At 62.2% G+C, this 13,810-nt stretch carries 15 protein-coding genes and 1 pseudogene; 9 read left to right on the top strand and 7 right to left on the bottom strand.

The genetic code is table 11. The features are described from left to right. Window positions 1–2: 2 nt before the first annotated feature. From WMO45_RS10905 to WMO45_RS10885, 5 genes are all read left to right on the top strand, one after another. Window positions 3–1,304, top strand: coding sequence for an amidohydrolase family protein (locus WMO45_RS10905; protein WP_349140793.1), 1,302 nt, complete (start codon window positions 3–5; stop codon window positions 1,302–1,304). 12 nt (window positions 1,305–1,316) lie between these two features. Beyond that, window positions 1,317–3,065, top strand: a complete 1,749-nt coding sequence (locus WMO45_RS10900; RefSeq protein WP_349140792.1) for a putative polysaccharide biosynthesis protein — start codon at window positions 1,317–1,319, stop codon at window positions 3,063–3,065. 37 nt (window positions 3,066–3,102) lie between these two features. After that, a complete protein-coding gene (gene mazG, locus WMO45_RS10895; protein WP_349140791.1) occupies window positions 3,103–3,891 on the top strand; it encodes a nucleoside triphosphate pyrophosphohydrolase in 789 nt (262 codons plus the stop codon). Between the two features lie 68 nt (window positions 3,892–3,959). Then, window positions 3,960–4,235: an HU family DNA-binding protein gene (locus WMO45_RS10890; protein WP_349140790.1), complete on the top strand. Its 276-nt coding sequence runs from the start codon at window positions 3,960–3,962 to the stop codon at window positions 4,233–4,235. 59 nt (window positions 4,236–4,294) lie between these two features. After that, complete coding sequence (locus tag WMO45_RS10885; protein ID WP_349140789.1) at window positions 4,295–4,537, top strand: RNA-binding S4 domain-containing protein; 243 nt, start codon at window positions 4,295–4,297, stop codon at window positions 4,535–4,537. A 45-nt stretch (window positions 4,538–4,582) separates the two neighbouring features. On the opposite strand, the gene WMO45_RS10880 is transcribed toward WMO45_RS10885, so the two are convergent. The 5 genes and pseudogenes from WMO45_RS10880 to WMO45_RS10865 form a co-directional block, all read right to left on the bottom strand. Next, complete coding sequence (locus WMO45_RS10880; protein WP_349140788.1) at window positions 4,583–5,017, bottom strand: S1 RNA-binding domain-containing protein; 435 nt, start codon at window positions 5,015–5,017, stop codon at window positions 4,583–4,585. Window positions 5,018–5,047: 30 nt separating this feature from the next. Beyond that, the gene (locus WMO45_RS10875; RefSeq protein ID WP_349140787.1) at window positions 5,048–5,323 is read right to left on the bottom strand and encodes a septum formation initiator family protein; all 276 of its coding nucleotides are present in this window, start codon (window positions 5,321–5,323) and stop codon (window positions 5,048–5,050) included. 232 nt (window positions 5,324–5,555) lie between these two features. Beyond that, window positions 5,556–5,816, bottom strand: a pseudogene (gene yabQ, locus WMO45_RS13680) (spore cortex biosynthesis protein YabQ); the annotation flags it as partial. A 1-nt stretch (window position 5,817) separates the two neighbouring features. After that, a complete protein-coding gene (yabP, locus tag WMO45_RS10870; protein ID WP_349140786.1) occupies window positions 5,818–6,108 on the bottom strand; it encodes a sporulation protein YabP in 291 nt (96 codons plus the stop codon). A 65-nt stretch (window positions 6,109–6,173) separates the two neighbouring features. Beyond that, a complete protein-coding gene (locus WMO45_RS10865) occupies window positions 6,174–6,704 on the bottom strand; it encodes a biotin transporter BioY (protein ID WP_349140785.1) in 531 nt (176 codons plus the stop codon). A 128-nt stretch (window positions 6,705–6,832) separates the two neighbouring features. Between WMO45_RS10865 and WMO45_RS10860 the strand changes: the two genes are divergently transcribed. The 3 genes from WMO45_RS10860 to WMO45_RS10850 all read left to right on the top strand — a co-directional run bounded on the left by WMO45_RS10860 (window position 6,833) and on the right by WMO45_RS10850 (window position 9,702). Beyond that, on the top strand, window positions 6,833–7,819 hold the full coding sequence (locus tag WMO45_RS10860; protein ID WP_349140784.1) for a biotin--[acetyl-CoA-carboxylase] ligase: 987 nt from the start codon (window positions 6,833–6,835) through the stop codon (window positions 7,817–7,819). Window positions 7,820–7,937: 118 nt separating this feature from the next. Continuing rightward, on the top strand, window positions 7,938–8,528 hold the full coding sequence (locus WMO45_RS10855; protein ID WP_349140783.1) for a helix-turn-helix domain-containing protein: 591 nt from the start codon (window positions 7,938–7,940) through the stop codon (window positions 8,526–8,528). An 85-nt stretch (window positions 8,529–8,613) separates the two neighbouring features. Then, window positions 8,614–9,702, top strand: a complete 1,089-nt coding sequence (locus WMO45_RS10850; RefSeq protein ID WP_349140782.1) for a PTS sugar transporter subunit IIC — start codon at window positions 8,614–8,616, stop codon at window positions 9,700–9,702. Between the two features lie 47 nt (window positions 9,703–9,749). On the opposite strand, the gene WMO45_RS10845 is transcribed toward WMO45_RS10850, so the two are convergent. After that, a complete protein-coding gene (locus WMO45_RS10845; RefSeq protein WP_349140781.1) occupies window positions 9,750–10,451 on the bottom strand; it encodes a DUF6198 family protein in 702 nt (233 codons plus the stop codon). A gap of 90 nt (window positions 10,452–10,541) precedes the next feature. Here WMO45_RS10845 and WMO45_RS10840 point away from each other — a divergent pair, with 90 nt between their 5' ends. Further along, window positions 10,542–13,160 carry a tetratricopeptide repeat protein gene (locus WMO45_RS10840; RefSeq protein WP_349140780.1) on the top strand — a complete coding sequence of 873 codons (2,619 nt, stop codon included), beginning with the start codon at window positions 10,542–10,544 and terminating at the stop codon, window positions 13,158–13,160. Between the two features lie 42 nt (window positions 13,161–13,202). Here the strand turns inward: WMO45_RS10840 and lepB are convergent, their stop codons facing one another. Then, window positions 13,203–13,757: a signal peptidase I gene (gene lepB / locus WMO45_RS10835; RefSeq protein WP_349140779.1), complete on the bottom strand. Its 555-nt coding sequence runs from the start codon at window positions 13,755–13,757 to the stop codon at window positions 13,203–13,205. Between the last annotated feature and the right edge of the window lie 53 nt (window positions 13,758–13,810).

Genomic DNA, 13,810 nt, shown 5'->3' with positions numbered 1-13,810 from the left:
TCATGGCAATTCTGATCCACAACTGCACCGCCGTCCTGATGGACGAGGCGGGCACCGTCCTCCCCGGCGCCTATGTGGCGGTGGAGGGCAGCCAGATCCGCAGCGTGGGGACCGCGCGTCCCGAGGGCGTATTCACCGAGGAGATCGACGGACAGGGCAACGTGCTCATGCCCGGCTTTGTCAATGCCCACACCCACGTGCCCATGACCGCCATGCGGGGGTATGGGGACGGAAACAATCTGCAGGACTGGCTGCACAACTATATCTTCCCCGTGGAGGCCCGCTGGGACGACCGAGCCATCCGCTGCTGCACCAATCTGGGTCTGGCGGAAATGATCGCCTCCGGCGTGACCACCATCGCCGATATGTATATGCACACCGACGTCATCGCACAGGAGGTGGCCTCCGCCGGCATCAGCGCCAACCTGAGCGTGGGTGGCGTGTTCTTTGATGAGAGCTTTGATCCGGATACCAACCACGACTGCGTGGCTCAGCGGGAACTCACCGAGAAATGGCACAACTATAACGACGGCCAGATCCAGGTGGATGCCTCCATCCACGGTGAGTATACCTCCAGCGCCCCCCTGTGGCAGTGGATGGCGGGTTACGCCCATGACCACGGTCTTGGCATGCACGTGCACATCTCCGAGACGAAGGCGGAGCATGAAGCCAGCCTGACCCGCCACGGCAAGACCCCCATCCAGATCCTCAACGACTACGGCGTGTGGGATGTCCGGGCCATTGCGGCCCACTGCGTCTGGACCACGCCGGAGGACTGGGCCATCATGGCCGAGAAGGGGATCTCGGCCATCCACAATCCCATGTCCAACCTGAAGCTGGGCAGCGGTATCGCCCCGGTACCCGCCATGCAGAAAGCTGGGGTCAACGTTTGTCTGGGGACCGATGGAGTATCCTCCAACAACTGCACCGACTTCTTCGGTGATCTGAAGCTGGCCGCCATCCTCCACAATGGCGCCAACTGCGATCCGCTGGCCCTGTTGCCCCTGGACGCACTGCGCATGGCCACTGCCAATGGCGGAAAAGCTCTGGGCCGCAAGACCGGCATGATCCAGGCGGGCTATGACGCCGACCTTATCCTGGTGGATTTCTCCCACCTGAACCTGACCCCCTGCCACAGCGTGCTCTCCAACCTGGCCTACGCCGCCCACGGCAGCGATGTGTGCATGAATATGGCCCGGGGCAAGGTCATATACAAGGATGGGACCTTCCGCACCATTGACATCGACCGGGTCAAGCGGGAAGTGGCGCAGTACGCCCTGCCCCTGCTCTTCCAGACCAAATAAGGGGGATTTTCGTTGTCTAGCCAGCAGAAAAAAAATACCTTTTACGGGGCGGCCGCCTTTCTCACCCTGACCACCATTCTGGTCAAAGTCATCGGCGCCATCTACAAGATCCCGCTGACCGCCCTGCTGTCCGATGAGGCCTATGGCGACTTCGGCGCAGCCTATAACATCTATAACTTCTTTCTCACCATCTCCACCGCCGGACTGCCCGTAGCTCTGTCCAAGACGGTGAGTGAGTGCAATGCCCTGGGGCGGCAGAACCAGAAGGACCGGGTATTCCGGGTCGCCTTCACCGCTTTCCTCACCATGGGCATTTTGAGCTTCATCTGTATGTCGGTGTTCAGCCAACTGGTGGCCACCCACGTGCTGCAGAACGAAAAGGCGGTCTACGCCGTGCTGGCCCTGTCTCCGGCGGTACTGTGCACCTGCTGCTGCTCGGCCTTCCGTGGCTACGCCCAGGGACATCTAAACATGGTGCCCACCGGCGTATCTCAGATCATGGAGTCGCTGTGCAAGCTCTTCCTTGGTCTGGGACTGACCCTGCTCATTCTCCACTCCGCCATTCAGCCCGACGACCTGCGGGAGCGGCTGTCCGCCGTGGGCGCGCTGGCGGGCGTATCCATTGGCTCCATTCTGTCGGTGACCTACCTGGCCATCAATCACATCCGCACCCGCCGGCAGGTAAAGACTCCGGCCACGGACCGGCCCGACCGCAGCCGGGACATTCTCTCCCGTCTGCTCAAGCTGGCCATTCCTATCACCCTCAGCTCCTGCACCACGGCCATCGTCACCCTGATCGACACCAGCCTGGTCAACGGCCAGCTGCAGAATGTCTTTGCCGCTATCGCAGATGGGCTGACCGATGTAAGCAACAGCTTTTTGGACATCTTCCCCAAGTCCGTGGCTATCTACCAGGAGAACGTGGCCGCCCTGGCCAAAGATCCCACCTCGGGCATCGTGCCGGTCCTGGATTCGGCCCGCTCCCTGTTTGGCGCCTATCAAAAGACCATGAGCGTCTACAACCTGCCCTTTAACCTCATGATCCCGCTGACGGCCTGCATCGTTCCCGGCGTGTCCGCCTGCATCGCCCGGCGGGACGGCCTGGGCGCCCAGCGCACTACCGAGTCGGCCATGCGCATTTCCGCTCTCATCGCCCTGCCCTGCGGCTTCGGATTGTTCGCTCTCGGCGGCCCCATTATCCACCTGCTGACGTTGGGCAACGTGGACACCTCGATTGCCGGTCCGCTGCTGTCCATTCTGGGCCTTGCCTCCATTTTTGTTTGCATCCAGTTGGTATGTACTGCTATTCTTCAGGCCAACGGCATCGTGAACCTGCCCATCATCACGGTCGTCATCGGCGGCATCGCTAAGATCATCGTCAACTATACTCTGGTTGGGAATCCCAAGATCATGATCTTCGGCGCCCCGGTGGGCACGCTGACGTGCTTTGTCATCGTTGCGGTACTCAATCTTCTCATCATCAAGCGCATGGTACCCAATCCTCCCCGTTATTTCATCGTATTCTTTAAACCCCTGATCGCCTCCGCCTTGATGGGGGCGGCCGTGTGGGCTGTCCATGGCCTGCTCAGTCAGGTATTTACCGGCAGTTTCCTGCTCAATACGGTAGCTACCGCTCTGGCCATTCTGGTGGGCGTATTGGTCTATGCCGTCCTGGTGCTCGCTCTGCGTGTGCTCTCCCGCGAAGACCTGGAGATGATGCCCAAAGGGGATAAGATTGCCAAGCTTTTGCATATTCGTTGACTTTTTTGGAAAAAGAGGTTGCAGGAGGCCTTGAAATATGGTAGATTTTCAGTATAAGGAATCATATGATGTCCGGGACCTGGAGGAGATTGTCCGTATTCTCCGCGCCCCCGGCGGCTGTCCTTGGGATGCAGAGCAAACCCATGCATCCATCCGTCGCAACTTCCTGGAAGAGGCCTATGAGGCGGTGGAGGCCATTGATGAGGGCAATCCCGAGCATCTGAAGGAAGAGCTGGGGGATGTGCTGCTCCAGGTGGTATTCCACGCCCGGATGGAGCAGGAGGACGGCCGCTTCGACCTGAATGACGTGGCCGACGGGGTGTGCAAGAAGCTCATCTTCCGCCACCCCCACGTATTCGGGGACGTGAACGTCTCGGGTACCGGTGAGGTGCTGAGCAACTGGGAGGCCCTCAAGCGCCAGGAAAAGGGCCAGGCTACCAACACCGATGCGCTGGAGGCGGTGGCCCGCTCTCTGCCGGCTCTGTGGCGGGCAGAAAAGGTGCAGAAGAAGGCGAAAAAAGCCGGTTTCGACTGGCCGGACATCTCCGGCGCGCTGGACAAGCTGTCCGAGGAGCTGGCGGAGCTGAAGACCGCTGCGGCCGACGGCACCAATGTGGAGGAAGAGCTGGGCGATCTGCTCTTCTCAGCGGTCAACGTTGCCCGGTTTCTGAAGCTGGACCCGGAAGAAGCGCTGGGGAAAGCCACAGACAAGTTTATTTCCCGTTTCCAGAAAGTGGAGGCACAGGCCGTGCGCTCCGGCACCGCCATGGAGGATATGACTCTGGCAGAACTGGACAAGCTATGGGAGCAGGCCAAGCAGGCTTAACAGCCAAGTGCTTTAAGTATATGAGAACGGGGGGCATCGCCCCAGAAAACACAGGAGGAATGATCGACATGAATAAGGCTGAACTGATCAATGCGGCCGCCGAAAAGGCCGGCCTGTCCAAGAAGGATACCGAAACTGCCATCAACGCCGCCATCGAGGTGATCTCCGAGTGCCTGGCCGAGGGCGATAAGGTCCAGCTGGTGGGCTTTGGCGCCTTTGAGGTGAAGAGCCGTGCTGAGCGCATCGGCCGCAACCCCAAGACGAAGGAGAGCATCAAGATCCCCGCCTCCAAGGTGCCCGTGTTCAAGCCCGGCAAGGCTCTGAAGGACATTGTGGCGAAATAAGTATCATATACGGGAGGCCGCCGCAATTCTGCGGCGGTCCCTTTTTTACGGAGGAATTTATGCGATTGGACAAATGGCTGAAGGTCTCGCGACTCATCAAGCGCCGCACCGTGGCCAACGAGGCCTGTGACAACGCCCGGGTCACTGCCAACGGCCGGCCGGTAAAGGCCAGCTACGACGTAAAAGAGGGCGACGTGCTGGAGATACGCTTCGGCGAGCGCACCGTCAAGGTAGAGGTGCTCTCTGTAGCCGAGCATGTGGGCAAGGCGGATGCTCCGGCGCTGTACAAAGAACTGCTGTAACAAAAAATGAGGTCCTGGCATATGCCAGGACCTCGTCTTTTCTCTTTATTTCCGGCCGCCGCGGCGGGAACTGCGGCGCTCGGACTGGCGCAGCTCGGACAGCTTGCTGTCCGAGGCAGCCATAAACTGCTTCAGCCGGTCTTCAAAGCTGGTGGGTTCCGCCGGAGCAGGCTTACCACGGAAACCGCCCTGAAAACCGCCGGAGCGGCCGGAGGGCCGGCCCTGTCCCGCCGGACGGGGAGGGGGATCCATCGCCTTCTTGATGGAGAGGTTGATGCGGCCGTTCTCGTCAATGCCGATGACCTTTACCTTGACCTCCTGCCCTTCCTTCAGATGATCCTTCACATCGTTGACATAGGAATAGGCGATCTCAGAGATATGCACCAGCCCCGACTTGCCTTCCGGCAAGGCGACAAACGCGCCGAACTTTGTGATGCCCGTAACCTTTCCTTCCAGAATCGAACCAACACCAAACTCCATACTGACAGACTAATCCTCTCTAAAAATTTTTCAATCGGTGAAACGGAATACGTACTCCCCCGGCTCCACCAGCCCCAGCTTACTGCGGGCGATGTCGGCCTGGCGGTCAGGATCGCCGCTGTTTTCCACGGCGTCGGCCAGATCGGCGTTCGTCTGCTTCTGAGCTGCAACCTGACTCTGAGCCTGGGCCAGCTCGGTCTGGGCGCTGAGGATCTGCTTGCGCAGGTTGAGCAGTCCGGTGGCGGCTCCGACGAGCAGCAGCAGCACGACCAGTTTGGTCAGCAGCGACGCTTTTTTGATGTGCATGGGCGGCTCCTTCCTTCTCCGGACCACGGTCCGCCTGGCAGACCATTTCCATTTCCCTGGATAACAGCTTTATTTTATACCACTTTCGCCGATAATGGAAGGTTTTTTTTGCGGTTTTCGCAATTTTTTTACTGACCCATACCGCAGCAGTCAGTGGTAGCAACAACAGTCGGCCCAGCAGTGCCGCTGCATCCGCCAGAAAATAGCCTACCTTCAGTACCCAGCGGCTCAACAGCAGAAAGTATACCCACGCCCCGCCAAATACGCCCAGTACCGTGTAGATGCGCATCTCTCCATTGCCTACCGCCAGCGTATAGACAAACAGAGCCACCGTTACGACCAGCCAAAAAAGCAGATCCAGCGCGCCGGACACCAGACGCAGCCGGATGCGCACCCGCAGGATGCGCAGCACATCATACAGCACGCCCACCGCTGCCCCCAGCAGCAGCGCTCCGGCAAACGAGAACGCCTGAGCGGTGATGGAGATTTCCATCTCAGCCAAACAGCCGGGCAAAGAACCCGCCAGCCCGGTCCCGCCCGCTGTCCTCATAGGTCAGAGAGTCAATGTTTCCCTCCACCCGCAGATCTCCTCCGTCCAGGCTCAGCTTCTCGATGTGCAGGTTTTCTCCCCGCACGATCAGATTTCCCCGGGCGGTGACCATGATGATGGTGTTTTCATCAAAGCTCTCCACCTCTTCCACACCGGAGACCGAAAGCTGTTCCCGCTCCTCCAGGATCACATGATGGGCCGCCTCCGGCCGGCCCCGGCTATCCTCGTAGGGCATACTGCACCCCGCCTTTCCCACATAGTCTTGTCTATGTATATGGGCCGTCCCGGCGGGATATGCCCTCAGAGCCGCAGGGCCCGCCGCAGGCGGGGCCGCAGTGTCAGGGCCAGAATCAACTTCAGCACATCCGGCCCCAGGAAGGGAAACACACAGCTGCCCAGTACGCCAAACAGGCTCACCGGCCCCACCGTTCTGGTATAAAGCAGCAGAAACCACACGGTACCGAACAGATAACACACAGCCAGCCCCACCAGTCCCGTGAGGAAAAAGGCCGCCGGCCCCTCTCCCCACAGCCGCTGGCCCAGCCACATGACCAGGGCCATCAGCAAAAAGCCAACCAGGTACCCCCCCGTGGTGCCCACCAGGCTCCCTATGCCTCCCTGAAATCCAGCAAACACCGGCAGTCCCACCGCCCCCAGCAGCAGGTAAAGCCCCACGGCCATGCTTCCCCGGCGGCCTCCAGCGACTCCCACGGCCAGGAAAATGGCAAAGGTCTGCATGGTAAACGGCACCGGTGCCGGGATGGTCAGCCAGGCACACAGGGCGATCAGGGCGGCCAGGAGGGCCACCCGGGTTAAATCTCGTACGTTCACGGTACACCTCCAAATGTAAACTAATTTTATATTTTAGTTTACATTCTGCATATTGTCAACCGCTCCGTCGCTTTGGTTGACAGTTTTTGCTTCCTCAGCTACAATACTCCCAAAGGAGTGATGCAGATATGCTGCGGGATGAGGTATTGGCGCTGCTGAAGGCCCAGGGCAGCGCGCCTGTGTCGGGAGAGGCCCTGAGCCGCACCCTTGGCGTGAGCCGGGCCGCCATATGGAAAGCCATGGAGACACTGCGGCAGGAGGGGTATACCATCTCCTCCGCCCCCCGGCGGGGCTACTGGCTGGAGGCTTCCCCCGATCGGCTCTCTCCCGGGGAACTGGCCCGGCCGGGCCGCCGGGTAGGCCGGGAGCTGGTGTGTCTGGACACCGTGGACTCCACCAACAATGAGGTCAAGCGCCGGGCCGTGGACCAGATCCCCGACGGGCTGGCGGTGGTGGCCGGAGCTCAGACCGGCGGACGCGGCCGCCGGGGACGCAGCTTCGTCTCCCCGGAAGGCAAAGGGCTCTACCTCTCGGTGCTGCTGCGGCCGGAGGGTACGCTGGAGACGGTCTCCGCCCTTACCGCCTGGTCGGCGGTAGCGGTGTGCGACGCAGTGGAGCAGCTGTGCGGGGTGCGCCCGGGCATCAAGTGGCCCAACGACGTGATCCTGGACGGACGGAAGCTGTGCGGTATCCTCACCGAACTGGAGCTGGAGGCAGAGACCGCCGCCCTGCGCTACGTGGTGGTGGGTATCGGGATCAATCTGAGCCAGGAGGCCGCCGACTTTGGCCCCGAGGTGGCCCCTGTGGCCATCTCCCTGGCACAGGCGCTGGGGCGGGCCCCAAGACGGGCCGAGATGGCCTCGGCACTGCTGGACGCGCTGGACCGGCTGTATGCCGACTTTCCCGGCGCCTGGCAGCACTGGCTGGAGCGCTACCGCTCCGACTGCCTCACTGTGGGACGGCAGGTTCGCCTGCTCCGGGCAAGCGGCGAGGAGGAGGCTTTTGCCGAGGCGGTAGACGATGACTTTGCCCTGGTGGTGCGCCGTCCCGACGGCACCCGGGAGCACATCTGTTCCGGAGAGGTGTCCGTACGGGGCCTGTTGGGCTATGTATAAAGGCTGCGCAACCGACGGTTGCGGAAACTTCCAGCCCGCGCTGGTGGCGCGCAACCGCTCCGTTTGGTAGGATAAGGCCATGGAAGCGCTCCAAATCTGCTGTGAGGTGAGATGGTATATGACCCTCAATGAAAAGATCCTCTATTATCGCAAGCAGGCCAAACTCTCTCAGGAGGAACTGGCCGGACAGGTAGGCGTCTCCCGCCAGGCGGTCAGCAAATGGGAACTGGGAGACGCTACCCCCGATGTGGACAAGCTGGTGGCACTGGCCCGCGCCTTTGGGGTGACCACCGACGAGCTGCTCAGCTCCCAGGAACCCACCGCCAAAACATCTCAGCCCGACCCTGTGCCGCCGCGCTCCTCCGCTCCCCACCGTCCCGGCAGTCTGGAGCGGCTTATCCGCCGCTACGGCTGGCTGGCTGGGATATACCTCGCCCTTGGCGGCGCGGGAATCACCCTGGTGGGCGCGCTGGCCCGCTTTGCCTTCGGCCGCATGTTCCAGGTCACGGTGGAGGACTATCTGGGCTCCGTCGGGTGGGACAGTACTCTGTTTCCCCAGCAGAGCATGGAAATGTCCATGGGGGTTTCTGCCATGGGCGAGGTGTTCCTCACCATCGCCACCGCCATCCTGGTGGTGGGCGCAGTGATCCTGATCGCCGGCGTGCTTCTGGCAGTGGTGCTCTACCGAAAGGGTCGAAAAGGGGATTGACAAATCTCCCCGCTCCGGTATAATAAGACAATGCATGTGTCATGACACATGCATTGTCTTATTTTTTCGATTGAGAGGGGAAACTATGGAAGGCGTTCGGGCATTTTTGAAACGAAAGGATATCGTCATCTCAGGCCGGCGGTATGGTGTGGACGCTCTGGGCGCTATGGCCCAGGGTCTGTTCTGCTCCCTGCTCATCGGCACGATCCTCAATACCCTGGGCCAGCAGCTGGGAATAGAATTTCTGGTGACGGTGGGCGGCTTTGCCTCGGCCATGAGCGGGGCGGCCATGGCGGTGGCCATCGGCTACGCTCTGAAAGCCCCGCCGCTGGTGCTGTTCTCTCTGGCCACGGTGGGCTATGCCGCCAATTCCCTGGGCAGCACCACGCTGGACGGCAAGAGCGGGGCAGGCGGCCCGCTGGCGGTGCTCTTCATCGCCGTCATCGCCGCCGAGCTGGGCAAGGCGGTGAGCAAGGAGACCAAGATCGACATTCTGGTCACCCCCCTGGTGACCATTCTGGCCGGCGTGGGCCTGTCCGCCCTGTGGGCCCCCGCCATTGGCACGGCCGCCTCCTCTGTTGGGGACTTTGTCAAGTGGGCCACCGTGCTCCAGCCCTTCTGGATGGGCATCCTGGTATCGGTGGTCATCGGCATCGCCCTCACGCTGCCCATTTCCTCAGCCGCCATCTGCGCCGCCATCGGCCTGACCGGCCTGGCCGGCGGTGCGGCGGTCGCCGGCTGCTGCGCCAACATGGTGGGCTTCGCCGTACTCTCCTTCCGGGAAAATCGCTGGGGCGGCCTGGTGAGCCAGGGGCTGGGCACCTCCATGCTCCAGATGGGCAACATCGTGAAAAATCCCCGGATCTGGCTGCCCGCCATTCTGGCCTCCGCCGTCACCGGGCCTCTGGCCACCTGCGTGTTTCACCTGGAGATGAACGACCCGGCCTCCGCCGTGGCCTCCGGCATGGGTACCTGCGGCATGGTGGGCCCCATCGGGGTGTACACCGGCTGGGTCAACGACGTGGCCACTGGGGTCAAGGCCGCCATCACCCCCTTCGACTGGTTGGGCCTGATCCTCATCTGCTTCGTGCTCCCCGCCGTGCTCGCCTGGCTCTTCGGCCTGTTCTTCCGCCGGATTGGCTGGATCAAAGAGGGAGACCTCACCCTCAGCTGAAGCAAAAACGCGCCCGCATCCGGAGTGGATGCGGGCGCGTATATTTTTTAAATTTCAGGCTCCAGCACCGAGACAAAGCACAGCCGCCGGTCCAGCCGCGCTCCGATCCAGCCGATGGCCTTTCCCATGGTCAGCGCCGCGATTATGGTACCTACCCCCAGGCCGGTCACCCGTCCCAGAAACAGTCCGGTCATCAGGGCGGTCACCGCCAGGCAGAGCACATCGAAGCTGATTTTCACCACCGCATAGTGTCCGCCCAGAAGGAAGGAGAGTTCCCGCGGGAACAGGTCGGTTGGGATAATGGGCAGCTTGCAGCGGTTGGACAGAGCCACCCCCACACCGATCAGCAGATAGCCCGCCAAATAGCACAGCACGTGTACCGGTAGCGTCTGGGGCAGACGTGCAATCCACAGTTCATGCAGATCCACCAGATTGCCGAACACAAAGCCCACCACAAAGCTGAACAGATAGGAGAACACCACCTTCCGCCGCAGCAGCATCAGCGTAAGCACCAGCAATCCCTGAAAGAGATAGGTCCAGGTCCCCAAGGAGAGCCCCGGCAGCACCAGGGAAAAGGCATAGGGCACGCTGGATATGGCCGAAAGGCCGGAGCCGGAGTGCAGCATCAGCACCACACCCATACTGTTGATAAACACCACGATCAGCAGGGCCAACTCGCCCCGCATCACAATCTTGCCGTCCTGCTGCCTCACTGCGCCTGCCTCCTTTCCGCCATTGTTCTCCAGCATAACACCATCTTCCCCGGATTGCAATCCCGTAGACAAAGGGGGGCGAGGAGCGTATAATAGCCCCATACTACATAAAACGAGGTCAGTACCATGGATGTTAACCCCAATTGCAACCCGGAAGCCCAGGGCGACCAGCAGGTTATTTTTGTGGACGCCCCTCTGATCCAGCGTGCGGTGGCGGGCCTCCAGCGGACCCGCTCGGAGTTCCGCACTCTGCTGGAACAGGCTGAGCAGGGCGACAGCGCGGCCTACTACGAGGTGGCCGCCCGTTATGCCGGGGGGGAAGGCGTGGAGAAAGACCCGGTCCAGGCAGCCCACTGGTTTGCCCTGGCCTGGGAGGAAGGGGACGTGCGGGCCGGCGACCTGCTGGGCCGCTGCTACCAGAGCGGCAGCGGCGTGACGGCCGACCCGGCGCGTGCGGTGGAACTGTTTCATCAGGCCGCCGAGCAGGACTATGCCCCCGCCCTGTGCGACCTGGGCCTGTGCTATGAAAATGGGTCCGGGGTGGAAGAAGATAAGGTCCGGGCGGTCGAGCTCTACCAGCAGGCTGCCGAGCAGGGCTACGCCCCTGCCCAGTGCAACCTGGCCGTCTGCCTGCTCAACGGCATTGGCGCGGCACAGGACTCCGCTGCCGCTGTACAGTGGCTGGAGCAGGCCGCCGAGCAGCAGCACCCCCGGGCCCTGAATATCCTGGGGGACTGCTGTTGGGAGGGAGATGGCACCGAACGGGACCGGGACCGGGCCGCTGGCTATTATCGGCAGGCCGCTGCTCTGGACTATCCCCCCGCTGTATGCAACCTGGGTCTGTGCTATGAACACGGCGATGGTATGGCTGAGGACAAAGAAAAGGCGGTGGAGTGCTACCGCCGCTCGGCGGAGGCCGGCTATGTCCCCGCCATGTGCAATCTGGCCGTACTGCTGCTCCACGGGATCGGCACCCCCGCCGATCCCGTCGGGGCGGTGGACTGGTTCCGGATAGCGGCAGAGGCCGGTTTCCCCCGGGCCCAGGATCTGCTGGCCGACTGCCTGCTGGAAGGCAAGGGGACGCCGGCCGATCCGGAGCAGGCTGTAGAATGGTACACCAAATCTGCCCAGGCCGGTTATCCCCCCGCCCTGTGTGATCTGGGCCTGTGCCATGAAAACGGCAACGGCACCCCCGTCAACCAGGAAAAAGCGCTGGAGTGTTACCGCGAAGCGGCCAAGCTGGACTATGCCCCCGCTATGTGCAACCTGGCCGTCTGCCTGCTCAACGGCATCGGCACCCAGCCGGATCAGGCCGCGGCGGTGGAATGGTTCCAGCGTGCCGCCGGCGCCGGGTCCATCCGTGCAATCAGTATCCTGGGAGACCTGACTCTGGAGGGCACCGGCGTGGAGAAAGATCCCACCCGGGCCGTGGAGCTCTACCGGCAAGGGGCGCAGGCAGGCTATTCCCCGGCCATGTGCAGTCTGGGGCTGTGTTATGAAAACGGGGACGGCGTGGAGCAGGACGAGGCTGCCGCGGTGGAGTGGTACACCAAGGCAGCCGAGCTGGGCTATGCACCTGGGCAGACCAACCTGGCTTACTGTCTGCTCAACGGCATCGGCGTTCCGGCGGATGCGGCGCAGGCGGTGCTCTGGCTGGAGCGGGCCGCAGCCCAGGGCCAACCCCGGGCCTTAAGTCTGTTGGGCAACTGCTGCCGGGACGGGGAGGGCCTGCCCGCCGACCCGGCCCGGGCGGTGGAGCTCTATACCCAAGCCGCCGAGGAAGCGTACCCACCGGCCATGTGCAGTCTGGGACTGGCATTTGAATTGGGCGAAGGTACCGCAGAGGACTTGTCCCGTGCGGTGGAGTGGTACCGGCGCTCGGCGGAAGCCGGCTATACGCCCGCCATGTGTAACCTGGCCGTCTGCCTGCTCAATGCCCGTGGGGCGGAGCGGGATACGCAGCAGGCCGTCCGCTGGCTGGAGCAGGCCGCCCGGCAGGAATATCCCAGGGCGCTGAATATTCTGGGCGATTTGCTTTGCTACGGCGACGGTGTGCCCGCCGACCCGGCCCGGGCGGTGGAGCTCTACACCCGGGCTGCCGGACTGGACTATCCCCCCGCCATGTGCAGTCTGGGCTACTGCTATGAACAGGGCCTTGGCGTGTCTGCCGACCCGGCCCGGGCCGTGGAGTGGTACACCAAGGCTGCCCAGCGAGGCGACCCCGCCGGACAGTGCAACCTGGCCTATTGCTATGAGCAGGGCATCGGGATCAGCCGGGACCCGGTACAGGCGGTGGAATGGTATCAGAAGTCAGCCGGACAGGGCTATCTGCGGGCCATGTGCAACCTTGGCGTGTGCTATGAGACGGGCAGCGGCGTGGCTCAGGATCAGAGCCATGCTGTAGAACTCTACCGAAAGGCTGCAGAGGGCGGCAGCCGGGTAGGCCAGTGCAATCTGGGCTTCTGTCTGCTGGAGGGTATCGGCGTATCCCGGGAGCCGGAGCAGGCCGTCCGTTGGTTCCGGGCAGCCGCCGACCAGGGCTCGGCCCGGGCACTGTGTCTGCTGGGAGACTGTCTGCTGGATGGTACCGGCGTTCCCAAGGATCGGAAGAAGGCCATGGACTGTTACCGTCAGGCCGCCGACCTGGGTTTTTCCGAGGCCGGCGAGATCCTGGCCAAGCTGGAGCAGGAGGACCGCAAACCGCGCAAACGTCCCTTCTGGGAGCGACTTTTGGGCCGCGGATAAAAAAACAGCACGCACCATGCCGGTGCGTGCTGTTTGCTTTTCTCATCCGATGCGTCCCATGTGTTGGAAGGGGAAACAGATCAACTCCGCTTTTCCCAGCAGGTAGCGCACGTCCACCGTACCCAGGGTCACATCCCGGCTGTCGTTGGAGTGGTTGCGGTTGTCTCCCATGACGAAGATGGAGCCCTCCGGTACGGTGACTGAGGTCAGCCCCCCATACCACGGGGTGGCCATGACCTCATTGATATAGGGCTCATCCAGTACCTGCCCGTCCACCGTAACCGTGCCGGCATCGTAGTCGATCTCCACCGTCTGTCCCCCCACGGCGATGACACGCTTAACGATAGGGCCCTCCGCGGCGTCAAATTCCTTGGTGAGTACCACGATGTCCCCCGGTTGTGGATCGGTATAGCCCAAATCCCGTACCAGCATCACATCCCCGGAGTGCAGCGTTGGATACATGGAGTCCCCCACCACCGGAGTGATGCGCCCCACAAAGGTAAAGATCAGAATGACGGCTATCAGCGCCACAACCAACACCTTGAGCCATTCATAGGCCTCCACTGCACCGCGTCCAGACCTCTTTTCTTCGGCCACAGTCGTGTACCTCCTTTACGGCAGCGGGCGCCCCGACCGCAGTCGGGGCGCCC

The organism is Flavonifractor hominis (assembly GCF_040095835.1).
Lineage (GTDB): Bacteria > Bacillota > Clostridia > Oscillospirales > Oscillospiraceae > Flavonifractor > Flavonifractor hominis.
Note: the sequence above shows the minus strand (reverse complement) of the source record. Positions and strands in the feature narration are given on the sequence as shown.

Bases quoted from the DNA above. Each gene is read 5' to 3' on its own strand.
- WMO45_RS10905 (WP_349140793.1), top strand. From the start codon at position 3: ATGGCAATTCTGATCCACAACTGCACCGCCGTCCTGATGGACGAGGCG.
- mazG (WP_349140791.1), top strand. From the start codon at position 3,103: ATGGTAGATTTTCAGTATAAGGAATCATATGATGTCCGGGACCTGGAG.
- WMO45_RS10890 (WP_349140790.1), top strand. From the start codon at position 3,960: ATGAATAAGGCTGAACTGATCAATGCGGCCGCCGAAAAGGCCGGCCTG.
- WMO45_RS10885 (WP_349140789.1), top strand. From the start codon at position 4,295: ATGCGATTGGACAAATGGCTGAAGGTCTCGCGACTCATCAAGCGCCGC.
- WMO45_RS10880 (WP_349140788.1), bottom strand. From the start codon at position 5,017: ATGGAGTTTGGTGTTGGTTCGATTCTGGAAGGAAAGGTTACGGGCATC.
- WMO45_RS10875 (WP_349140787.1), bottom strand. From the start codon at position 5,323: ATGCACATCAAAAAAGCGTCGCTGCTGACCAAACTGGTCGTGCTGCTG.
- yabP (WP_349140786.1), bottom strand. From the start codon at position 6,108: ATGCCCTACGAGGATAGCCGGGGCCGGCCGGAGGCGGCCCATCATGTG.
- WMO45_RS10860 (WP_349140784.1), top strand. From the start codon at position 6,833: ATGCTGCGGGATGAGGTATTGGCGCTGCTGAAGGCCCAGGGCAGCGCG.
- WMO45_RS10855 (WP_349140783.1), top strand. From the start codon at position 7,938: ATGACCCTCAATGAAAAGATCCTCTATTATCGCAAGCAGGCCAAACTC.
- WMO45_RS10850 (WP_349140782.1), top strand. From the start codon at position 8,614: ATGGAAGGCGTTCGGGCATTTTTGAAACGAAAGGATATCGTCATCTCA.
- WMO45_RS10845 (WP_349140781.1), bottom strand. From the start codon at position 10,451: ATGCTGGAGAACAATGGCGGAAAGGAGGCAGGCGCAGTGAGGCAGCAG.
- WMO45_RS10840 (WP_349140780.1), top strand. From the start codon at position 10,542: ATGGATGTTAACCCCAATTGCAACCCGGAAGCCCAGGGCGACCAGCAG.